Origin of the sequence: Neobacillus niacini NBRC 15566 (assembly GCF_001591505.1) — a bacterium.
GTDB lineage: Bacteria > Bacillota > Bacilli > Bacillales > Cytobacillaceae > Neobacillus > Neobacillus niacini.
In genome coordinates this window covers 68,089-91,096 of the sequence record NZ_BCVA01000023.1, presented here as the reverse complement: position 1 = coordinate 91,096, position 23,008 = coordinate 68,089, and the positions used below count along the sequence as shown (strand labels likewise).

Annotated in this window: 18 protein-coding genes; 4 read left to right on the top strand and 14 right to left on the bottom strand. The window is 39.9% G+C overall.

The window, feature by feature from the left end; genetic code table 11:
* Positions 1 to 245: 245 nt before the first annotated feature.
* Entirely contained in the window at positions 246 to 710 is a 465-nt protein-coding gene (locus tag BANA01_RS16930) for a hypothetical protein (protein WP_063254041.1), read from the bottom strand.
* Positions 711 to 811: 101 nt separating this feature from the next.
* Entirely contained in the window at positions 812 to 2,737 is a 1,926-nt protein-coding gene (locus BANA01_RS16925; protein ID WP_063254039.1) for a putative sodium/potassium/calcium exchanger, read from the bottom strand.
* A gap of 297 nt (positions 2,738 to 3,034) precedes the next feature.
* Between BANA01_RS16925 and pepT the strand changes: the two genes are divergently transcribed.
* Positions 3,035 to 4,261, top strand: coding sequence for a peptidase T (gene pepT, locus BANA01_RS16920; RefSeq protein WP_063254037.1), 1,227 nt, complete (start codon positions 3,035 to 3,037; stop codon positions 4,259 to 4,261).
* 30 nt (positions 4,262 to 4,291) lie between these two features.
* Here the strand turns inward: pepT and gltC are convergent, their stop codons facing one another.
* The gene (gene gltC, locus BANA01_RS16915; protein WP_063254035.1) at positions 4,292 to 5,197 is read right to left on the bottom strand and encodes a glutamate biosynthesis transcriptional regulator GltC; all 906 of its coding nucleotides are present in this window, start codon (positions 5,195 to 5,197) and stop codon (positions 4,292 to 4,294) included.
* A 141-nt stretch (positions 5,198 to 5,338) separates the two neighbouring features.
* Between gltC and gdhA the strand changes: the two genes are divergently transcribed.
* Positions 5,339 to 6,721 carry an NADP-specific glutamate dehydrogenase gene (gene gdhA / locus BANA01_RS16910; protein WP_082799563.1) on the top strand — a complete coding sequence of 461 codons (1,383 nt, stop codon included), beginning with the start codon at positions 5,339 to 5,341 and terminating at the stop codon, positions 6,719 to 6,721.
* A gap of 41 nt (positions 6,722 to 6,762) precedes the next feature.
* Here gdhA and BANA01_RS16905 read toward each other — a convergent pair whose 3' ends face one another.
* The 9 genes from BANA01_RS16905 to BANA01_RS16865 form a co-directional block, all read right to left on the bottom strand.
* Positions 6,763 to 7,983 (bottom strand): dicarboxylate/amino acid:cation symporter, encoded by a 1,221-nt coding sequence (locus tag BANA01_RS16905; protein ID WP_063254033.1) that lies wholly within the window; start codon positions 7,981 to 7,983, stop codon positions 6,763 to 6,765.
* A gap of 6 nt (positions 7,984 to 7,989) precedes the next feature.
* Positions 7,990 to 8,607, bottom strand: a complete 618-nt coding sequence (locus BANA01_RS16900; RefSeq protein ID WP_063254031.1) for an ABC transporter ATP-binding protein — start codon at positions 8,605 to 8,607, stop codon at positions 7,990 to 7,992.
* Positions 8,597 to 9,520 (bottom strand): ABC transporter ATP-binding protein, encoded by a 924-nt coding sequence (locus BANA01_RS16895; RefSeq protein ID WP_063254029.1) that lies wholly within the window; start codon positions 9,518 to 9,520, stop codon positions 8,597 to 8,599. Before BANA01_RS16895 ends, BANA01_RS16900 begins: the two co-directional genes overlap by 11 nt.
* Before the next feature lie 17 nt (positions 9,521 to 9,537).
* Entirely contained in the window at positions 9,538 to 10,359 is an 822-nt protein-coding gene (locus BANA01_RS16890; RefSeq protein WP_063254027.1) for an ABC transporter permease, read from the bottom strand.
* Entirely contained in the window at positions 10,356 to 11,342 is a 987-nt protein-coding gene (locus BANA01_RS16885; RefSeq protein WP_063254026.1) for an ABC transporter permease, read from the bottom strand. Before BANA01_RS16885 ends, BANA01_RS16890 begins: the two co-directional genes overlap by 4 nt.
* A gap of 20 nt (positions 11,343 to 11,362) precedes the next feature.
* Positions 11,363 to 12,922, bottom strand: a complete 1,560-nt coding sequence (locus tag BANA01_RS16880; RefSeq protein ID WP_063254050.1) for an ABC transporter substrate-binding protein — start codon at positions 12,920 to 12,922, stop codon at positions 11,363 to 11,365.
* Between the two features lie 198 nt (positions 12,923 to 13,120).
* On the bottom strand, positions 13,121 to 13,714 hold the full coding sequence (locus tag BANA01_RS16875) for a hypothetical protein (RefSeq protein ID WP_063254023.1): 594 nt from the start codon (positions 13,712 to 13,714) through the stop codon (positions 13,121 to 13,123).
* 12 nt (positions 13,715 to 13,726) lie between these two features.
* Positions 13,727 to 14,911: a ParM/StbA family protein gene (locus BANA01_RS16870; RefSeq protein WP_157411816.1), complete on the bottom strand. Its 1,185-nt coding sequence runs from the start codon at positions 14,909 to 14,911 to the stop codon at positions 13,727 to 13,729.
* A 341-nt stretch (positions 14,912 to 15,252) separates the two neighbouring features.
* On the bottom strand, positions 15,253 to 15,711 hold the full coding sequence (locus BANA01_RS16865) for a hypothetical protein (protein ID WP_063254020.1): 459 nt from the start codon (positions 15,709 to 15,711) through the stop codon (positions 15,253 to 15,255).
* Between the two features lie 238 nt (positions 15,712 to 15,949).
* Here BANA01_RS16865 and BANA01_RS16860 point away from each other — a divergent pair, with 238 nt between their 5' ends.
* Positions 15,950 to 17,785, top strand: coding sequence for a M6 family metalloprotease domain-containing protein (locus BANA01_RS16860; RefSeq protein ID WP_063254018.1), 1,836 nt, complete (start codon positions 15,950 to 15,952; stop codon positions 17,783 to 17,785).
* 312 nt (positions 17,786 to 18,097) lie between these two features.
* Positions 18,098 to 20,473, top strand: a complete 2,376-nt coding sequence (locus BANA01_RS16855; RefSeq protein WP_063254017.1) for an immune inhibitor A domain-containing protein — start codon at positions 18,098 to 18,100, stop codon at positions 20,471 to 20,473.
* A gap of 181 nt (positions 20,474 to 20,654) precedes the next feature.
* On the opposite strand, the gene BANA01_RS29950 is transcribed toward BANA01_RS16855, so the two are convergent.
* Positions 20,655 to 20,810 (bottom strand): hypothetical protein, encoded by a 156-nt coding sequence (locus tag BANA01_RS29950; RefSeq protein ID WP_169803707.1) that lies wholly within the window; start codon positions 20,808 to 20,810, stop codon positions 20,655 to 20,657.
* A gap of 4 nt (positions 20,811 to 20,814) precedes the next feature.
* The gene (locus BANA01_RS16850; RefSeq protein ID WP_063254015.1) at positions 20,815 to 22,938 is read right to left on the bottom strand and encodes a M6 family metallopeptidase; all 2,124 of its coding nucleotides are present in this window, start codon (positions 22,936 to 22,938) and stop codon (positions 20,815 to 20,817) included.
* Positions 22,939 to 23,008: the final 70 nt, after the last annotated feature.

Below are 23,008 nucleotides of genomic sequence, written 5' to 3'. Positions count from 1 at the left end.
GGGCCTTGAGGACATATCTCAAGAGTGGCCAGAAAGTTTTGTCCTCAATCGGGAGCCTTGAGGACATATCTCATAAGTAGCCAAATAGATTTGTCCTCAATCGAGGGCCCTGAGGGACAAACCGCACATATGCCATTCTTTCGAAAACAAATACCTTAATACTCATCAAACATGTCTGAAACACTCTAAAATGTAATATAAAAAACACCATCCTAAAATAAGGAAGGTGCTTTGTCTGTGTAGAATTAAGGTCTTGACGCTGCTGCATTAAATTGATAAGAATGTCCTTGCGCCATTTGGTTTTGAATGGACGCTCCACCTTCAATAGATCCTTGGAAATTGAATAGAGCAGCTGAAGTACGCTGTGATTGTAAAACAGTAGTTGGGCTTGATGTAGCAGTCGTTTGTTCTGCCTTTTGACCTGCAGTCTGTCCAACTTCAATTTCACTAGCTGTAGTTTGAGTGGCTGCAGCTTCACCCTTTGTTTTTCCATATTGCAGCTGGAAGCCTGCTGCAGCTCCGCTTTGCGCTTGGCTAGAGCCTGCACCTGTCACACTGCTTGATTGGGTTTTGTATTTACTCGCCCAAGCACCGCTAAAATTTTGAGTTTGGGTAACTCCTGTACTTGCCTCCGCTTCTAAATTAAAGCCTAATAGGCCAATACTTAATGCTGAAACTGCTACAAGAGATCCAATGGTTTTTTTAATCATCTATGATTCCTCCAATAATTTGAATGGTTAGTTTATGATAATTAGTAAGAAAGCCCCATCCAGCAGAACACTAGATGGAGCTGAAGAGTTAATAAACGGTATTAGTTAGCTGATTGGCCTTGAACAACTGTAAAGCTAGAAGACTGGCTTTGGCTGATATTGCTGCCAAATGCAGAAGCTGATTGAGTTGTAGTGCTTGAAGCGCTTTGGTTTTGTACAGCGTTACCTTCAGCAGTTTGAACTTGTGCAATATCATTTGCAGCTTCTTGCTCAACTTCATTATCAGCACCTACAACAGTAGCAGTCTGTGCAGTTTCTGTTGCTGCATTTTGTGATTGATCAACATTACCAACACCAGCTTGAGTTTGCTCAGTAGTATTTTCTACTTCCTGCTCCACTTCATTTTCACAGCCAGCTGTGTCTGCAATTTGTACAGACCCATTTGAAGCTGCTTGAGCTTGGTCAGCACCAAGTGCACCAGTTTGATCCTGTTCAGTATCGTTTTCAACCTCTTGTTCAACTTCATTGCCAACACCTGTAGCTTCAGCAGATTGTCCTGCAGCATTTACAGCTGTTTGATCTTGATCAACACCTAGACCGCCAGCTTGCGTTTGGTCTGTGTCATTTTCAACCTCTTGCTCAGCGTCGTTGTGTTTACCATCAACATCAGCTAATTGAAGAGATCCGTTAGCAGCACCTTGTGATTGAACTGCACCAAGACCGCCTACTTGAGTTTGGTGAGTAGCGTTATCAACTTCCTGTTCAACATCGTTTACATTACCTGTCACAGCTGCACCTTGTTCAGCAAGATTTGCAGCTCCTTGAGATTGAACCGCACCAAGACCGCCTGCTTGAACTTGTGCTGTTCCAATTTCAACTTCTTGTTCAACATCATTATATTTACCTGCAGCTACTGCAGATTGTCCTGTAGTATTCTCAGAACCTTGGACTTGAAGAGCTCCGAATGCGCCTACTTGAGCTTGTGTTGTTTCATATTCAGCATCCTGCTCAACATCATTGAATTTACCAAAAGCGCCTGCACCTTGAGCTGTACTATTAGAAGAACCTTGAACTTGGCCTACTCCTAATCCTAAACCAACTTGTAGTTGTGCAGTATCACTTTCTACATTTTGATCAACATCATTGTAGTTGCCATAGGCATCAGAAAGTTGACCAACGCTATTGCTAGAACCTTGTGCTTGACCAATTAATCCGCCAATAGCAACTTGAAGTTGACCAGTGGAGTTCGTGCTGCCTTGATTTTGATCATTGTACCTGCCGTCAGAAACTTGGCTTTGGTTGTTAGAATTTGCAGATCCTTGAAGTTGGCCAATTAATATTCCAACACCCACTTGACCTTGCGCAGTGCCATTAGTAGCGTCTTGGCTTTGGCTATTGCCTTTTCCAGCAGTAGCTTGGTCTTGAACGTTTTCATTAGCTGACCCTTGTAATTGACCAATTAGTGCACCAACGCCCAATTGACCTTGTAAATTTCCATTTGTAATATCTTGATATTGATCATTGTACTTTCCACCAGCAGTTTGGCCTTGCTGATTGGCATTTCCTGCACCTTGTGCTTGACCAATTAGCGCACCTACACCAACTTGTAATTGACCGCTAGCTTCTGTTACATTTGAATCTTGAGTATTTGCTTTACCAACTACACCTTGATTTTGAACTGTTAAGCTGCCAAAGCCTTGTAGTTGAGCGAGTAATAGTCCAGCACCAACTTGACCTTGTAACGCACTGCCAGCTAAACTTTGGCTTTGTTTTGAATACTTAGCTTGAGAAGCAGTTTGTGAAGGATATGCTTGCACATTAAATCCTTGAGATTGTGAAATAAATTTACCTGCACCCACTGTGAATGCTGGATTTGAGTATTGGTGATTTTGGCTTTGTTGTACGCCGCCATATGAAGCAAAGGCAGATGTAGAACCAAAAATAGTTCCTGCTACAACTGCTGTAGCTACAATTTTCTTCATGTTAAGTACATTTTTGATCTTCCCATAATTCTCTACGTTCTTCAATTCCCATTCCTCCAAATATTGTAAATTGTGTGCCTTTACACAACTAAAGTATAACGTCACTGTATATTTTAGGAAATTCCCATAATCGGGTAAATTTAGCATATAACGCACGTTTTCCGTGCGTTATATAGAAATATCTCCCATTTTCTCACTTTTTTATTTTTTCAAGAACGTTATTGTTCTCAATAGAGAACATAACATACTTATACTGAACCATAGTATTTATAACCCATTAGTGTAGATGTACAGCGAAAGTGCTATTATAAAAATGAAAATGAAAAAAGGAGTGTGAAGTATATGAAAAATGAGATCATAGAAAGATTTACTTCTTATGTGAAGGTAGATACACAGTCGAATGAGAGCAATGAGAGCTGTCCTTCTACTCAGGGACAACTTAATTTGGCCAACATGCTTGTTGAAGAATTAAAGCAGATCGGAATGCAAGAGGTAACCATTGACGAGAATGGATATGTAATGGCTACCCTTCCGTCGAATACGGAGAAGGATGTACCGACAATCGGCTTCTTAGCTCACATTGATACTGCAACCGATTTCACAGGCAAGAACGTAAACCCGCAAATCATTGAAAACTATGATGGGAAAGACATCCCTCTTAACCCAAACGTCACCATGACAACGAAGGATTTCCCAAGCCTGCCAAGCTATAAAGGTCATACGCTGATTACCACGGACGGTACTACACTGCTTGGAGCCGATAACAAAGCTGGGATTGCTGAAATCATGACCGCAATGGCATACTTGATTCAACATCCAGAAATTAAGCACGGTAAGGTCCGGGTTGCTTTCACACCGGATGAAGAAATTGGCAGAGGGCCCCATAAATTTGACGTAAAAGCCTTCGGTGCCAAGTATGCATACACTGTCGACGGTGGACCGCTCGGAGAGCTAGAATACGAAAGCTTTAATGCTGCGGCTGCAAAGATCACCATTAAGGGCACCAATATTCACCCAGGTTCTGCAAAAGATAAAATGGTGAATTCAATGAAGATTGCCATGGAACTACATAGTCAGCTTCCAGCATTAGAGGCACCTGAACATACTGAGGGGTATGAAGGTTTCTACCACCTGATTTCTTTTAACGGCGATGTCGAGCAAACGAAAATGTACTATATTATCCGTGATCACGACAAAGAAATCTTTGCAGCGAGAAAAAATAGGATCGAAAGCATTGTCGACTCACTTAATGAAAAATATGGAAAGGATACCATTCTTCTAGAATTAAAAGACCAATATTACAATATGGGTGAAAAAATCAAACCGGTTATGGAAATCGTCGACATCGCCCAACAGGCAATGGAGAGCTTGGATATTAAACCACTCATTAAACCAATCCGCGGCGGTACAGATGGTTCACAACTATCTTACATGGGTCTGCCAACTCCCAATATTTTTACAGGCGGCGAAAACTTCCATGGGAAGTATGAATTTATCTCTGTTGATAATATGATTAAATCCACCAAAACCGTCATTGAAATTACGAAACTTTTCGAACAAAAAGCATAAAATAAAGCCCAACTAAACATAGTTGGGCTTTTACCTTTGATATCTGTCGAGAATGGAATAGAAGTCTTTTAAAAAGTCATAGAAAAGTTTGACTGTAGGGAGCATTTTGCGTTCTCTTGGAATGATAACCCCGACCGTACGGGTGACCTCAGGCTCAATAATGGGTACCTTTACTGTTGAACGGGGAAATCCTTCCACCAGCGTGATTTCCGGAATTAATGTAATTCCAAGACCAGCTGAAACCAGTCCTTTTATTGAATCAATATCAACTCCCTCGAAAGATACCTTCGGCTGGAAACCCAACTGTTCACAAGCTTGAACGATAATTTCCCGTAATATATATTCCTTTGGAAACAAGACAAAGTCTTCCTCACGCAGCTTGCTTAATTTTATCGCTGGCTGTTTGGCTAAAGGATGACTAGACGGTAATAGTGCCACAATATTATCTGTAAATAATGTTGTCCCCTGTAATTTCTTCTCGTTTTTAGGAACAGGTCCGATTAATGCCATATCAAAATCACCATTCATTACACCCTCAATTAACTCTTTGTAGGTACTCTGCTTTAGTTGAAATTTGACCTGAGGATAGTGTTCACGAAAGGCGGAAATAGAAGTTGGAAGGGTATACGCAGCCAGACTGCTGGGAAAACCTATACGAATCGTCCCTCTCATTGGGTCAAGGTATTCCTCAATCTCTCGCTGTGCCTCACCAATTACTTTCATCGCCTGTTCCATATGAGCTAGAAACATCTGACCAATCATCGTCAATTTGACATTTCGCCCCTCGCGGATAAATAAATTAACGCCGAGTTCCTTTTCGAGATTAAAGATTTGCCGGCTTACAGCAGATTGGGCCACGTGCAGCGCGGTTGCCGCCTCGGTCACATGTTCACGCTTAGCTACTTCCATAAAGTATTGAATTTGACGTAACTCCAAAGGGCTCACCTCGATTCATCTCATTATGAGATGAATATCATCTATTATTAATATTGTTAAGATTATTATTTAATTATAAAATACTTTATATTAATAATCTAACTATTTAAAAAAATAACTTCCCATTAAGAGGTGGATAACTTGAAAACAATTGAACAATTAAAACATGACGCGCAAGGCACAGCACTTCAATATGTGGATGAAGTGTTTAATAAAGTTGTATGCAGAAATGCTTATGAATCCGAATTTCACCAAGCAGTCAAGGAAATCTTTGACTCTCTAATTCCTGTTTTTGCGAAACATCCAAAATATATCGAGCACAATATCCTTGAAAGAATCGTAGAGCCTGATAGAGTTATTTCTTTCCGTGTTCCTTGGGTTGATGATAAGGGTAAAGTTCAAGTAAACCGCGGTTTCCGTGTCCAGTTCAGCAGTGCAATCGGTCCTTATAAAGGCGGATTACGTTTCCACCCGTCCGTTAATGCGAGCATTATTAAATTCTTAGGTTTTGAACAAATCTTTAAGAATTCATTAACTGGTCAGCCTATTGGCGGAGGAAAAGGCGGATCTGACTTCGATCCGAAAGGTAAATCAGATGGCGAAGTCATGCGCTTTACACAAAGCTTCATGTCTGAGCTATACAGACATATTGGACCTGATGTCGATGTACCAGCAGGGGATATCGGCGTAGGCGCCCGTGAAATTGGTTATATGTTTGGACAATACAAAAAACTTCGCGGTGCCTATGAAGCTGGTGTACTAACTGGTAAAGGCCTTGGTTATGGCGGTAGTTTAGCACGTACAGAAGCAACTGGTTACGGTACGGTTTACTTTGTAAACGAAATGCTTGCTGACAAAGGTTATAGCTTTGAAGGAAGCACCGTTGTCGTTTCCGGTTCAGGCAATGTTTCCATCTATGCGATCGAAAAAGCTACTCAATTAGGTGCAAAAGTTGTAGCCTGCAGTGATTCCAATGGTTATGTTTATGATCCATCCGGAATTAAACTTGAGACTGTTAAGCGAATTAAAGAAGTGGAACGTAAGAGAATCAGTGAATATGTCCTTGAGCACCCAGAAGCTCAGTACTACGAAGGCTGTTCAGGCATTTGGTCGATTCCTTGTGATATTGCTTTACCATGTGCAACTCAAAATGAAATTGATGAAGCTTCAGCAAAAGTCCTCGTTTCTAATGGTGTAAAAGCTGTTGGAGAGGGTGCTAATATGCCATCTACGCTTGAAGCTGTTGAAGTATTTTTAGCAAGTGATATTTTATTTGCTCCTGGGAAAGCAGCAAATGCTGGCGGTGTAGCCGTATCTGCGCTTGAAATGGCTCAAAATAGCCAAAGACTTTCTTGGACATTTGAAGAAGTTGACGCGAAATTGCACCAAATTATGATTAACATCTATCGTAACAGTATGAATGCAGCTGAGGAATATGGCTATCCAGGCAACCTCGTTGTCGGTGCGAATATCGCTGGCTTCATAAAAGTAGCAGATGCAATGATTGCACAAGGTGTAATCTAAATAAAAAGTAAGGGTGCTCTTCATTGGAGAGCACCCTTATTTTATGTAGTTTTCTGAAGCCAATTCCTGCCTTCAACCATTCTTGAAACCATCATTCCTGCAACATTATCTCCACTTGCGTTCAGCATGGTTGCTGGAGGATCAATTAACGTTGAAATTGCCGCAATAATCGGCAATGCCTCAGGCGGGAATCCAAATAAACTAAGGATTAACATTTCCCCTATCATACCTCCGCTTGGAATAGCTCCCATAACCGCTCCAACTAAAAGAGAAACACTGATAATCAAGAAAAAGGTGCCAATCCCTGTATTATTCATATCAAAGATACCAAACAAGAATACAATTTTTAGCACACCGCCAAGAACAGAACCATCTTTGTGTAAAGCGGCCCCTAATGGGATGGTTGTATCGCGGATATCCTCTTTGATTCCCATCCTTTTTGAAGCTTCTAGATTAACAGGAATTGAAGCGGCACTAGAACAAGTTGCCAGCGCCGTAATCGAAGGTGCCAGCATATTGCTCCAAAGCACTCTAATTCCCTTACCCCTGCCAGCCATAAAGGCATACATGGTGAAAGCCACAAAGAAATAGACGATTGAAGCTGCATAATAGGTGATACCGGCTTTAATATAGGAGCCTAATAGAATGGGACCGTACTGACCAACCAAGGTCGCAAAATAGGCTCCCAGACCAACTGGTGCTAAATACATAATCAAGGATATAACTTTCATCATTACTTCTGAACCTGAACTTAAAAAGCTAGCAAAAGGCTTGCCGCGTTCTCCAACTGATTGTGCTGCGAAGCCAACCAGAATGGAAATCACAATAAGCGCAAGCATATTACTGCGTGAAAACAATTCTACAAAGTCAGGTACAGTAAATGTCTTAACAATTTGTGCGACTGTACTTAACTCCTCCGCGGCTTCCGGCTTTACTAACTTTAAGTTTACACCTTCACCAGGATTAACGAATTTTACAATAAAGTACATATAAATGGCTGAAACAAGACCTGTAAAGAGGAAGGTTCCAAACATCCAGCCTAGAATTTTTCCTAATCTCTTGGCTCCATTCATATTTGCAATCGAAGAGGAAATCGTAAAGAAAATAAGCGGAACAATAATCGTGAATAATAGATTTAAAAAGATATCCCCAATCGGCTGAAAGATGACTGCGTCTTCCTTCATGACTAAACCTAAAATCGCGCCAATCAATATTGAAAGTAATAGGATGATAGGAAAACGATAATTCTTGAAAGTTTTCATAGTCTTTTATCCTTCTCTCATTACATTAGATGAAATATCAATAATTCTGCTGCAAAGTCTATCCAAAAGCGGAGCTTCATGGCTGATTACAAGTATCCCCATATTTTGCTTTTTCGCCATATCCAAAACAGCCTGCCATATTTGTGCTTGGGTAATCGCATCCAGCATGGTTGTCATCTCATCAGCAATTAGAAATTGTGTCATTGGACCAAGTGCTCTAGCTACACAAAAGCGCTGCAATTCCCCGCCTGATAACTCATTAGGCCAACGTTGCAGCCAATCCCGATCAATTCCTAATCTTTCTAGTAATTCATCATCAGGATTCCACCCTTCATGAAGGATATCCTTCATTCTCCATTTTGGATTTACAGCTTTTTCCGGGTGCTGAAATACTAGCTGAACAGGGTGATAGCCCGTCTTTGGCAATGGAGCGTCATTCAGCTTTACAGTACCTTCCAATGGCTGTTCATACCCCGCAAGGATTCGTCCAAGTGTTGTCTTCCCAGCTCCACTAGGGCCAACAAGACCGACAATTTCTCCCTTTCTAAGGCTTAAATCAATATGACGAAATGTCCAATTATTTTTCCGATAACCAAATCCAACATTTAATGCTTCAAGTTGCATATATACACCTTACCATTCCATCACGAATATACCTTTCCTCCGGGAGCCCTTCTGAACACTCTGATGTGGCTTGTTCACATCTAGGGGCAAAAGGACACCCCGCAGGCATATCATTCGCTAGCGGCTGTGACCCCTTAATTGGAATAAATTCATTTTGAGGAAGGGCTCTCCATAATGCTTTTGTATAAGGGTGTCTGAGATTCTCACCCTTACCGGAGAAGTCTGACACTGGTGCAGTCTCAACGGTTGTACCCGCATAAAAAACGGCGATTTTATCTGCAACTTTTAAGGCAAATTCAATATCATGTGTAATAATCATAACTCCACTGCCATTATCAGCCAACTCCCTAAAAGAGTTCTCCGCTTCCTTGATAACTTCCATATCAAGTCCCGGTGTTGGTTCATCTGCAATAATCACACTGGCTTCACTTACGACTGCCATCGAAACAAGAACACGTCTTGCCATACCGCCAGATAATTGAAAAGGAAATAATTTTTCAACGGTTGGATGTAATTTATATTTCTCAAAAATTTTCTTTTGTGCTGTAACAGCATTTCTTTTTCTAACGGAAGTTTGTACCTGTGAGCCTATTTTCATCAATGGATCTAAAAACTTAACGGATTGCGGAATGATTACAATTTCTGTTCCTCTTAGTTCCTCTTTACGCTGTTCGGTAAGCAGCTGACCTTCATAAAAAATATTCCCTGTTACCGTAGCATTTCCCGGTAATATTCCAAGAATCGCGTGAGCTAACAGGCTTTTACCAGACCCGCTTGAACCGACAACTGCCACAATTTCCCCTCTGTTGATTGACACATTTAGGTTATGAATGACTTGATTTTGTTCCTGCCTTAGCCCTTTAGAATATTTTTTAAAGGATATAGATAAATTTTGCACTTCTAGGATAGACATAACTTTCAACCCCCATCTTATTCATTGGCACGATAAGGGTCCACAAGTGACCGCAGACGATCCCCTATTAAATCAAAGGCACGGACTACCAATAATAAGAGCAGACCAGGGAAAAATGCCAGCCACCACATACCAGTAGATAAGTAACGCATGGATTCTGATAGAATGATACCAATTGCAGGCTGGTGCGGTGATAACCCCATGCCTAAGAACGTTACCGCCGCTTCATGAAGGATTGCGTGAGGGAATAGTAAAAATAAGCCCACTAAGAACTGCGGGACAAGGTGAGGAAATATATGCTTAATCGCAATAAACCACCTTGATTTCCCCAGTCTTCTTGATGTTTGGACAAAGTCTGCTGCTTTAATCTGCATGACCTCTGCACGAATAACCCGCGTTAAGCTTGGCCAGTGGGTGAGTGCTAAGCCAATAATGACACCCTTCATACCACCGCCGACTACAAAAGCAATTAAAATAAGCATCACTAAATGAGGGACACTTAAAAAAAGGTCGACAAGCCAGGAAATGACGGCGTCGGCGATACGACCCATTGTTGCAGCCATTATTCCCAGGCACACCGCTATTATGACAGAGGCAGTCGCAGCGATTAGTCCAACACCTATACTAATAGATAATCCTTTTAGCGTTCGAAAAAGCATATCCCGCCCCAGCCAATCTGTACCAAATGGATGAGCGAGCGAGGGTGGAAGATTACGATATTCTAAGTTGGTTACAATTCTATCATTGCTGACCAGCAAGCCTCCTACTAATATAGTTACTAATAACACGGTGGTAATGGCTGACATTAAAATTGCAGACTGTCTTTTATTTAATTTCATAACGATCTTCTCTCCTTCATCCTTGGATCAACAATAAAGGAAATAAGATCGGCCATTAAATTCCCCGCAAAGACAAATATTGAACTAAAAATCACTAAACCGAGAAGGAGTGGAACATCACCACGCAGACCGGCTTCAACGGTTGCCTGTCCTAATCCTGGGTATGAAAAAACCTGTTCTGCTAATACAGCTCCTCCAAAGAGTTCGCTAAAAGCGGCAAAATGAAGGGTAATAGCAGGCAGAGAAACATTGCGAATACCATGTCTCCATATTAGTGTAAAGCCCTTTTCTCCCTTTGCTTTCGCAAATAAAATATACTCACTTGAGAGGATTTCAATCAGTTTTTGTCTTGTATGTAAAGCAATGTTCGCGACACCTACAATACTTAGTGTGAGGGCAGGCAGGATTAAATGTGCAATACGGTCCGTAAGGGTTACATTTTCAGCCAGCACACCTGCTGGCACCCCCATTCCAATTGGCAGCCATTCTAACCAAACGGCAAAAATCATTAATAATACCAGTCCCATCCAAAATGTCGGCGTTGACGCCAACGTATAACAGTACCACTTGATAATCCGATCTGCCCATTTATCTCTTTTCACCGCCGCTACAATTCCCAGCACAAATCCAATAACGCCCGATAAAATCCACGCAATAATCATAAGCGCAAGGGAGTTCAAGAATTTTTCGCTGATAATTTCGGCAACTGGCTGGCGATAAATCATCGAGGTTCCAAAATCTCCTTGTAACAGGGAAGAACCCCAATGATAAAACTGTTCTGCTGGTGGTTTATTTAATCCCCAGTTTTCAGCTATATTCTCTCGCTGCTCAGGACCAACCCTCATCATATCCGCACCTATATAAGCCTGAATGGGGTCAATGGGTGAATGGCTGATAAGTATAAAGGTAATGATACTAATCGCGCACAGGAGTGATAGGAGTCTCGTCATTTTCCTAATAATAAATAAAACTATATTCTGCATTTTAGCGTTACACCTATCATCTATTTCTCATCCCATTTCCAGTCAACAAGATTATCCGTAATTGGCCAGCCATGTGCATGAGGCTCAATTTTCTGCTCCGCAATATCTAGTTTTTCGTTAACTAAATAGAGGTGATCAATATTAACTAACCAAGCCCAAGGCGCATCTCCTTGAGTACTAAAACCTGTTTCCCCGTCCCACTGTGCTTTTTTCCAGTATTCAATTGCTTCTGCCTCTGTCCTAGCTAATAGCGCCTTTTCAAGGTATTCATCTACCTTTTCATTCGAATAGAAACCGGAGTTGTAATACTCCATTCCTGCCATTTTTCCGCTAAACAAATTATAAATTTCAAGCGGATCATGGCTTCCCCAGCCCATCATTACTGCATTTGAATGCATTAATGTTTCGACTTCATCCCAACTTTTTCCTTCTACGTTGATCTTAATCCCTAATGGTGTCATCATATCAGCCACCGCAATAGCTAATGATTGTCTTGTCACATCACTGGCAGGATATAGGAGATCAAACTCCGCTTTTAGACCATCCTTCTCGAGAATCCCATCGCCATTCTGATCTTTCCAATTCGCTTTAGACAATAATTCCTTTGCCCTTTTTAGATCACCATCTTCGATCTTTGATTCTCCATTTGACCAAGGCAGACCATCTGCCACCGAGTAGCCAGGTGTACCATGTCCCTCTAAAACTCCATCAACAAGAGCTTTTCGATCAATGGCCACATTAATAGCTTTACGAATAGCCATATCGGCTGTTACATCATTTCCAATTGGATTTCCTTCTTTTGTTTTCTCCCCTGAAGGAACATATGGGAACATGATTCCGCGATTATCAACACTCTGAACAGCTTCAAGACGCATTCCCGGAACTTTATTTTCACTAAACGAAGCAGGTATATAAGCGACATCCACTTGTCCTGCTTTTGCAGCGGCAAAGGCTGCATCTTCCTTTAAAAACAAGAAAGTGATTCTTTTAAAGAATGGCTTTTTACCATAGTAGTTAGGGTTCGTTTCAATAATAATCTGTTGTCCTTTATCCCATTGCACAAGCTGATAGGGACCGGAACCAACTGGTTTTTCTGAATAATCATCCCCATATGAATGTTTTGGGATAATCCCTAATGTTAATAACGAATGAATAAAGGTAGAATTAGCATTACGAAGGTGAAATTCGACTGTTGTTGGATCCTTCACCACTACGGTCTCGAGAATATTTAAATCTAAAACAGAACCACTCGTTAGTGCCTTTTCAAACGTAAATTGAACATCCTCTGCGGTTAAGGGCTTGCCATCTGAGAACATCACATCATCCCGCAGTTTGACAGTCCACACCTTACCGTCGTCACTAACCTCATAATTTGTTGCTGCGTCATATGTAATAGCTAAATCATGATCTCGTTTTAATAATGTACTTTGAAAAAGAGGCGAACCGTACTGTCCCCAGCCTAATACCGGATCAAACCCTGTTTCCGGCTCATTTCCAACTGCTAAAATGAGTTCTTCTTTTGCCGAGCTTCTTTCAGTTTTTATTTCACCATTGTTCCCTTTTGCGCAACCTGCAATCATTAATGAAAGAATGACCGCAAATAGCGTAATCGTTTTTTTCAACTAGCGCACTCCTATCTATCTAAAATAAACGTTTGTCCTCAATTTTTTGTTAAGAAAATTATATCATAGGTTACCGAACGTATTTATTATTTAATAAAATTTCACTACAACGAAAAAAGGTAAGCAATATTTCTTGCTTACCTTTTTGATCTTCATTTATTTATTCATACTAGCTAGAAATCCACCCAGCAGGTCATCTAAATCTGGCTCTTCCTCAACCTTTTCTTCTTGTATCAAAGGTTTTGCATTTTCCCAGTCAAACTCGTCCAAATCATCATCCATATCGGATAAATCGATAGAAGCTGCAGTTTCCTCTACAACAGGATCATTTTCTAGATAGGAACTTATATCATGTTTCTCAGGAAATACATCTTCTTGCAGGTATAACGCTTCATCAATATCGACTGATTTGCTATTTAAACTTGCCAAGAGAGCACTTGAACGAACTGGATCAGCTATCAATTGATAGATAATACTTCCTAATAATGCTTCTGAATGCTCGTGCTTCAACCAGTCACGCTGTGCCTTCGTCAGCATTTTCGGCAAAGGAACGGTAATCATCTCACGTTCTCTTGCATTTACGTTACCGACACCTTCCATCACAAACTCAGCAATTTTGCTTGAAAAGTTCCTTCTCTCAGTTTCCTTTAACTTTTGCAGCTGCTTTATTAAATGGTCAGGTGTGTCAGAAGGGACACGGAAGGAAATTGCCTGTCCCCGCTGAATTTCATTTGAACCAGCCTTTTTCATATCATCACCTTATTAATTGGTAACAGGTTTTTTCGTTTGCGTTTGGTCTACTTTTTGTTTCTCTGCTTTTCTCGCATAATCCATAATGAGCTTGTAATAGGCATTTGCCATCATCCAAATACTCTCTTTTTCATCTTCAAAGAAGTCAATATTAAAACCATCAAGATTATTATTTAATGTTTTAAGATAATCCTTTAATACGGTCGCACCGCCGCCCACAAAGTAGCAAATTTCGGTTTGTGAGTTCTTTGACCAAACATTTCGCAATAAACGGTATTGTTTCTTTGCCAAATCTAGCAGGATACGGTCTGTTATATCGTGAACACTAGTACGGCTTCCTTTAACCATAATATGATTTCGGTCGTTTTTCTTCGTAATGATTTCAACAACATCACGGCGGCTGTCTAGTTCGACACCATGCTTCGACCTGATTTCTTCTCGGATTTGTTCTAATGATTCTGATACTCCTAGATTAAAGCCTTGCGCTTTATCATCATCTACATTTCGATTCTTAATAACTGCGATATCTGTTGATAATCCACCAATATCCTGAATCAATATACGCTTATCTATTAAGTCTTTATTAATGATTTTTGAATTATTATCCATAACTAGATTAATATAAGCAGCAAAGCCTTCAGGGTATACTTTTATTTCATCAAACTTAATGTTTACTTTTAACCCTTGGTATTTAGGTGTAACAAGAAACTCTACTTGGTGAACAGAACCGATTAACTTCGAACGGTAGCCTGCATCCTTACCTTCCTTAACTTCGCGAAGAGGAAGGCCTGTTCCAAGTGTGTAGTTCGCATCAATGACGTTTTTGGTTTGGCGGAAATTATTCTTATTCCCTTCTTTTACCGCGTCCAATGCTAATGTAGTAAAAAGTAGAACTAAAGTTTGGTCTTCCTCAGACTTGCTGCTTCCAGGATCTAGTTCTGTTCCATTAGGACTTTTTGTTGCGAGATTACCTACACGGTAAATAGCATTGTTATCCTTCAAAGCAGGGGAGTGGACTCTGATATGAATGCCATCAAGAGGATTTTTATCATCTAATTCTTCTATTCCTATTACAGGGCGGTCTTCCGTATCTCTGGCAATAATGTTAGGAATATTAAGTTCATATTCCATTTCTCCAAAAATCGCCTTAATTGAATCATTTCCAACATCAACGGCTGCAATTCTAGTATTATTCAAAATTGTCATCCTTTCATTCTCTTATTTTAGATGTTAATGAAGATATGTATCTCGTTACTCTAGCTTAAGATTATATGAGATTGATAGATTCTTCAATCAGGAAGTATAAAAGAAATGAAAGTGTAAAATTGTAAACAATACGTAATCGTTGTATACACTTTTTGTATACAACGATTACAAACTTGTATACATCCTTTGTTTAAGCCATGTGTACAGGTTTGTGTACTTGTAAACATTTTTGTAAACATCATGTATACAAGAATGTAAACATGTGTACAAATATCGTAAACACGTAAACGCTTTTTGTAAACAAAGAAAAGACTCTCATTTAAGAGAGTCTATTACTGTTCCGTCCGTTTTTTACCTTCCTCCGTTACAGCAAAGGTTCGAACCATTTTCTTAATTTTATCAGTGCTCCGGAATCTCAATGCAGACCAGTCATCGTCAATAGCAACTTGTCGTACTGGCTCAAAACCTTCGTCAGAGAGCATATACATAACTGTTTCACGGCTGCAATCTGATCCTTTGTAGACTTTTGAAGATTTCTTAGGATAACAAAGCCATAGTAAGCCATCCTCTTTTACATAAGATACCGCGTTTTTAGCGTGTAATTGAAGTTCTTGATTACTTGTTCCAAATACTTGAACAAAGTCATACTTCTCTCGCTTAGCCTGTTCATGGACCTCCCCTTCAAATGCCGCCTTAATATTATTATAAGACGTTGGTGCATTGATAATTAAAACTGGCTGCCCTTGATCCTTAAAATTCAACTTTTTTAATAGTTGAGCTGCTTCTGACATGTTAACTTTCCTCCATTCTATATACTTTTTATCTTAGCATAGACATTTTTTTAGGACATTATTATTGTATCTTTAACTTTCATCACACAGTCTGCTATTCTATCGCACTATTAGAAAATACGAGAAATTAGGTATTTCGTCTCCCTAAATATATGTCAAAATTAGGTATTTTGTTTCTGTGTTTTGTCTGATAATTCTGATATATTTTAATTCTTAAATAATGTTAGGAGTGACGGTCATGTTAAAGGTTCTATCAAAAACGGGTCTATCTCTAGCTTTAGCTGGAAGTATTGTGGTAGCAGGTTTTCAACCTACTGAGGCCCCATCGTCCACAAAAAATACATACAACCTTAGTCCTGCAGACTACGTAGGTGCTGCCCCAGAACTAGCTGCAAAGGCAAAGGAACTAGGAGTCGATTTGTCAAAGGTTGACCCTGCAGAAAAGGCTAATATAGGATCTAAATTCCAGAAGCCTGGCGACAATCATGTAGCATATAAAAAGGCAACAGGCGATGTACCTGTCCTAGTAATCCTCGCAAAATATAAGGATGGCGATGAGCCAGTTGGTGACTTAAAAGGACAAGTCCCTGCACATTACTATGAAGACTTAATTTTTGGTACAGAATATAATCCATATGAATTAGAAGAATTCAAACAATATGCTGAATATAACGGTGTGAAGGCTCCAACAGATCGGACTATGCAAAATGCTTATAAGGAGTCTAGTAACGGTAGAGTCAATTTAGTCCGCAAAGAAAATACTGAGTTTGTTTGGGTAGAACTTCCTCATGGTGCTTCTTATTACTTAGACCAAGATGGGAAATATGCTGAAAACGGGAAATATGTACTTGGAAACGTAAACGGAGACGCTCACACAGGAGAATTCGTTCGTGATTTATTAAAAGCAGCAGATGACCAAATTGACTTTTCAAATTATGCTGAAGACGGCGAAGTTCCGAACGTTTTCGTTATTCATGAAGGAACAGGAGCTGAGTGGAGTCAAGACCCTGCACAATTCTGGTCACACAAATGGAGTTTATTAAGTGCCTTATACTATGGGAAATACTATGAAACTGGTAAACCAGCAGATGTTTATTCTGGAATGAGTCAAAGTGCTTGGATCAATAAGACTGTTGCCGAGGATATGACGTATGATGGTGTAATCGTAAATAACTATAATATTCAGCCTGCAATTGGTGGTAACGTTGCTGGATTTGACTTAACAACTGGCGGATATAATGACGCCTTGAAAACCGGCCCATTCCCTGCACAAGCTGGGGTTTATGCACATGAATTTGGACATGCATTAGGTCTTCCTGATTTCTATGATACTGTTTACACCTCTGAAGGTGTTGGAAACTACTCCATGATGGCTGGCGGCTCTTGGATGCGTTATCCTGATAATGGGGCATACTCTGGTAACTCACCAACTCATTTTGATCCATTCTCAAAGGTTTTCCTTGGATGGGCTGAACCAAAGGAAGTGAAACCGACAGATGGAGTCCAAGAAATTACCTTACCCGCTATTAATAAAGCCAATGCTACAAACGGTATCGTAAAAATGGAGGTTCCTGGATCTAATGGAACAGAGTATTTCTTATTTGAAAACGTACAGCAGGATGGCTTTAATAAAGGCTTAATCCGTCAAGGCACTGATTCCCATGGTTTATTAGCATGGCATGTCGATGAAAACATCATCAACCTATATCAAACTGCCGGCTTCCGTCCTAACAACGTTGAAAACTGGATGAACAAACGCTTCCAGTTTAACCAGTCACAAACTGCAAGTGACGGCACTGTTGTTACACACTACGGATTATCCCTTCTTCAGGCAGATGGATTATATGAATTAGAAAAGAATTTAAACCGCGGTAACGCTGGTGACTTCTTTAAGACAGGCGCTAAGATCACTCCAACCTCTTCTAATGTTCATACTGGTTCCTACTACTTCTGGAAGGGCTATAGTGCTACTCCAGCAGACTCAGGAATTCATGTAACGGATATTAAAGAAAATGCTGATGGTTCTATCACTGCTAAGTTCTATTATAACTTTAATGAAGGTACAAAAAAGTAAAAGATATAAAAAACCTGAGTCCCCTTCGGCTCAGGTTTTTTGTCTGATTACAATCACAAACTTACTTTTTTTGTAAAGTTAGATCGTTTATTACCGAAGACTGTTGTCGTTTTATTAGGTATTTATACTTTTTTTGTAATAAATAAATTAAATATTTACAATATTCACACAAACCTTTATCATCATATTACACTACTATTTTCTTAGGGACTCGAACCTTTTTCGCGATAGTAGATTCTACTAATTAAGGAGGGATCTATACATACTGACTGGTGGGTTAAATAGGGTAAAAATAGAAAAGGGAGGTTCTACATGAAGAAGAGAAAAATACTATCCACTGCACTAACAGTATCTTTAGGACTAGGGTTGTTTAACGTTGCCTCAGTCCCCCCAACTGCAAAGGCTACAGATTTCACAAAAAAAGGCGCTTCTAACGGTGCTCCAATTGACTTAGGAATTGCCAACGATGAGAGATTAATAGAAATGCTCAAGAAAAGCGGCACAATTGGTAAGAATGCTACCCCAGCTGAAGCGGAAAAGGCTTTACAAAAATACTTAAAAAATAAAGCAGCCGGAGCAACAAAAGAAACCGGAAAGCTTTATCAGCACGAAAAGAAATTACAAAGTACTTTAAACGATAATATGGCTAAAATCGGCTTAACTAGTGGCAAAGGAAATAAACTTGGGCAAGCAAAGAAAAATACTGTTGACTCAGTTAAAGAGGAATCTTGGACTGGCGGTCAGCGAAAAGATAATGTCCTAGTATTACTTATAGAATATCCTGATTTCCCTCACAATAGTATCTCTAAAGACGAAACTGATATGTATTATACTGATTACACAAAACAACATTATACCGACATGGTATTTGGAAAAGATGGCTATACTGGGCCAAACGGTGAAAAGCTTATCTCTGTTAAACAATACTATGAACAACAGTCTGGAGGAAGTTATACCATTGATGGAGAAGTAGCAGGATGGTATATGGCCTCTAAACCTGCTGCGGCTTATGGTGGAAATAATTCTAGTGATAATGACAAAGATCCTCGTGGTCTAGTAACTGAAGCACTAAGAGCTGTAGCAGCAGATACATCTGTTGACCTAAGCAAGTATGACCAAGAAGATCGTTATGACCTTGATGAGGACGGAGATTACCGTGAGCCAGATGGTCTAATTGACCACTTGATGGTTGTCCACTCTAGTGTCGGCGAGGAGGCCGGCGGTGGCTCCTTAGGGGCAGATGCCATTTGGTCACATCGTTCTAGTTTAGCGGGGCCAACAACACTTCCAGGTACTACAGCTCAAGTACCATATTGGGGAGGTAAGTTAGCAGCTTATGACTACACCATTGAACCTGCCGATGGCGCAGCTGGTGTGTTTGCCCATGAATATGGGCATGACTTAGGACTACCTGATGAATATGATACCATTTATTCCGGTGCTGGGGAGCCCGTTGAGTATTGGTCAATTATGTCTGGCGGCAGCTGGGCAGGTAAAGTTCCTGGCACTGAGCCGACTGGGTTTAGTCCATATGCTAGGGAATTTTTACATGCCTCTATGCCAGGCAGTAACTGGTTAACTGGAACAACTATTGATCAAGCAGATGTAAGCAGCAAAGGTACTGAAGTACTACTAGATCAAGCAAACTCTAAGGGTACAAATAATGACGCTGTACGTATTGATTTACCTAAAAAAGTTACAGTGATTAACACCCCGCCAGCAGGTAATTATGAATACCATGGTGGAAAAGGTGATGAAGCCGATCACACAATGGTTAGAACGGTTGACTTAACAGGTGCTAGTACAGCTGCGCTTGACTTTGATGCATGGTATAACATTGAAGAAGATTGGGACTTTGCTATGGTTCAAGTATCTACTGATGGTGGATCCACTTGGACATCCTTATCTACTCCAAATACTAAATCTACATTAGTTGAAGGTGGATATCCTGAAATTGCTGATAACCTTCCTGGATACACCGGCTCAAGTAATGGCTGGATACATGAAAATATTGATTTATCTGCCTATGCAGGAAAGGAAATTAAGCTTCAATTCCGTTCTATGTCAGATTGGGCCGCTAACTTAGAAGGCTTCTTCGTTGACAATATTAAAGTAACTGCAGATGGAAATGAGGTATTCTCTGATGGAGCTGAAGGAGTTTCAACTTTTGACCTTCATGGGTTTGCTAAGCATGACGGTAAAACAGTTGCCACTCACTATTACCTATTAGAGTGGAGATCCCAGAATGGCGTTGACCAAGGCTTAAAAAATATTCGCCGCGGAGCAAGCTTAATGAGCTATGACCCAGGTTTAGTTGTTTGGTATGTTGATGAAACTTATGGAGATAACTGGACTGGAGTACACCCTGGTGAAGGATTCCTTGGAGTTGTGGACGCTGATCAGCATGTGAATTCTTGGAGTGATAAAGCCCTTGGTTCTACTCGCTACCAAATGCATGATGCAGCATTCGGTTTAAATAAGTCCCAGAAAATGTTCTTAAATTATCCAGGTCTATTCACAATGACAGACAACTTTACACAGCGTAACCCACTATTCGACGACAGTGCAGACTACAGCAACCCAGGTCTAGTTGACGCAGGACGCAATGTACCAAAATACGGATTAAAGTTCCGTGTTGTGGGTGAAAGTTCTGATGGTACGGTTGGTAAAGTATTAATTTTTAAATAAAAAGCCTTTGTATGAAAAATAAACGGTCAATTTCCGCTTAAATTTGGAAATACCTATTTTTCATTGAGTATAGGGGGAGTTTTTCCGCTTATATTATCTAAATCTTTGAGTTTTGTCTTATTTAGAGCAGCTAATCGGAATATCTCAGCTTAAACTGCTTCTTAAGCTTCTTCTTTATACATTAGGCGGAATTTCTCCGCCCATGAATACTCATACCTACACAAAACTCAACTAACACAGCCAAATAAAAACAAATACCGCTATTAGTGACTCCGGTAATTGCCGGAGTCATTTTTTCATAAAAAAAGACCGAGAATAAATCATTCTCGATCTTCATTTCTTTACTTTTTCTTTCCAGACTTCTCTTTCAAATGTACTTCATATGAAAAATCTACTGGATTTTTATCGTCTGCAGGAGCTGCATAAGACGTAATCATATGGTTCTTTCCATCTTTGAATAATTGTCGCAATGTTAAAGCTTCCTGTTCGGTTACATTGAATGGATCCACTGTAATTACCTTGTAATTTGTTTTAGCACCCTTTTTATTACCAACTTCCTTCTCGTTGATAAACGTTACGGTGTAGTTTACATACTGTCCAACAATCTCTTGTAAAGATTTGAAACTGTCTGTAGAGCTTCCATCATTGGTATATCCAATTTCCGGAATTTCAATGTTATCAATAAACCAGCCGCCATCAGTGTGACCCCAATCTGTTAAGTAACGGAAGGAAACCAATATCTTACTACCAGCATACTCACTTAAATCAAAAGTTTCTTTTTGCCATTCTTTTATATTTCCTGTAAAACCAGGTACGTTTGCTTTAATTTTTGGATAGCCTTCTTCAACTACATCAATGCGGGTATTTTCATTTGCTAAGCTCTTCCAAGTCTTTCCGCCATCTACAGATACTTGAACAACCCCGAAATCCCACTGTTCTTCAATATCAAGGTACTGATCAAAATTTAGTGTTGCTGAATTAACCGCTGATAAATCTGCTTCAAGGATGATTGCATTATCTGCTTCGTCTCCCTGTCCGCCCCATAATACCTTATTCGCAGCATCGTTAGGATCTGCCACAGATGTCCACGGAGTTCCTAAGAAGTCAACACCGTCAAAGGAAATACTTCTAATCTTATCTTGGAATTCCAACTGTTTAAAATCGCCGCCCCATGCTGGAACGCCTTCTTTTTCAAATTTAACTGCACCCTCATAGTCCACTGTCTTGCCACGTTTTGTACCCTTACTATCTACAGCAAGGTCACGTAGGTTAATGCTGTCAAAATTATATATTCCGTTACCTACCCTATCGGAGTCTAACGCTAAAGCAGTAATAAAGTTTTGATATAATTGTGTGAAATCAAGTTCGTAACCATGCGCCTTCAATACTTCGTTGACACTATTAATTCCTTGAGTGTTATTCGTTGCTAACTCACGAATAAATTCCTGACCAAACTTATCATTCATATATAACGTAAAAAGGTAGACTTGGCCATAGTCAGCGATTGTTTCAGGACCTGTTTTAGCCCCTACGTGCTCATCCCAGTTTACCAGTGAGTTCTCAGGATGATCTAAGTAAAAGTTAATAGACCTATCATCATGGCCATATCCACCAAGATATTCAGAGAAGGTAGACATACCTTCATTTATCCACGTTTCCTCGGCACCATCGTTATCAGCATGAATTAAATGCTGTAACTCATGGATAGTCGTACCAAAGAAAGTAGACTCTAAACGAGTTTCCCAGCTGTTTGTATCAATCGTAATAATATTTCTATCAATATAGTTCTCTAGTGTTTGCCAGTAGAAACCAGCAACAAAGAAGGGATAACTCGGGTTAGTATAGTTATCATCTTGGATATTATCTACTAACATAATAACCTTATCGCTGCCCTCATAGTATCCAGCCGGAACATTTCTTCCAGCTAGTGGAGATTTAGATCCATCATGAACATCAGGTGTCCCAAAGAAGGCTGTAGCTTTTGGGTAAATATTATTATCAAATTCATTACGTAATTTATCCACTTGTTCCTGTGTTACAACATGTGCTGGGCGCGGATCTCCCGCTGGAAATGCAAGGTCATTCGCTACCCAAATTTCTACGTTTTCACCCACACTTCGTAGTGTAAATGGTTTGAACTTCAAATTCCTATTTAAGAATTGTTTCGTTCCTCCATTGTATGTAAAATTACTATTCGCAGTTGTACTTGTAGACGATGGATCCTCATTAAAATTAATCTGTGCAGCCTGCTCGGCAATTTTCGACTCTGCTTGCTTTAAGTATGTAGAATCGTTACTTAATAGATTTAATTGTCCATCAATATCTACTCGATCTCCATAACGCTCTACATCCCATTTTGGTGTAGTTGCAGCTTCTGCCTTCGATTCGTTAACTGATAATGGAGCAAAAAGTGATAGAGCTAATGCACTAGTTGAAAGAATGGATAATAGTTTTTTCTTTTTCAACTTCTGATTCCTCCCTTATATCTCTATGTGATTTCCAAATAATAGTAACATATAGAATTTTTGGAATATA

Bases quoted from the DNA above. Each gene is read 5' to 3' on its own strand.
- BANA01_RS16875 (WP_063254023.1), bottom strand. From the start codon at position 13,714: ATGAAAAAGGCTGGTTCAAATGAAATTCAGCGGGGACAGGCAATTTCC.
- BANA01_RS16865 (WP_063254020.1), bottom strand. From the start codon at position 15,711: ATGTCAGAAGCAGCTCAACTATTAAAAAAGTTGAATTTTAAGGATCAA.
- BANA01_RS16860 (WP_063254018.1), top strand. From the start codon at position 15,950: ATGTTAAAGGTTCTATCAAAAACGGGTCTATCTCTAGCTTTAGCTGGA.
- BANA01_RS16905 (WP_063254033.1), bottom strand. From the start codon at position 7,983: ATGAAAACTTTCAAGAATTATCGTTTTCCTATCATCCTATTACTTTCA.
- BANA01_RS16895 (WP_063254029.1), bottom strand. From the start codon at position 9,520: ATGTCTATCCTAGAAGTGCAAAATTTATCTATATCCTTTAAAAAATAT.
- BANA01_RS16885 (WP_063254026.1), bottom strand. From the start codon at position 11,342: ATGCAGAATATAGTTTTATTTATTATTAGGAAAATGACGAGACTCCTA.
- BANA01_RS29950 (WP_169803707.1), bottom strand. From the start codon at position 20,810: ATGAAGATCGAGAATGATTTATTCTCGGTCTTTTTTTATGAAAAAATG.
- BANA01_RS16900 (WP_063254031.1), bottom strand. From the start codon at position 8,607: ATGCAACTTGAAGCATTAAATGTTGGATTTGGTTATCGGAAAAATAAT.
- BANA01_RS16880 (WP_063254050.1), bottom strand. From the start codon at position 12,922: ATGATTGCAGGTTGCGCAAAAGGGAACAATGGTGAAATAAAAACTGAA.
- BANA01_RS16855 (WP_063254017.1), top strand. From the start codon at position 18,098: ATGAAGAAGAGAAAAATACTATCCACTGCACTAACAGTATCTTTAGGA.
- BANA01_RS16930 (WP_063254041.1), bottom strand. From the start codon at position 710: ATGATTAAAAAAACCATTGGATCTCTTGTAGCAGTTTCAGCATTAAGT.
- pepT (WP_063254037.1), top strand. From the start codon at position 3,035: ATGAAAAATGAGATCATAGAAAGATTTACTTCTTATGTGAAGGTAGAT.
- BANA01_RS16890 (WP_063254027.1), bottom strand. From the start codon at position 10,359: ATGAAATTAAATAAAAGACAGTCTGCAATTTTAATGTCAGCCATTACC.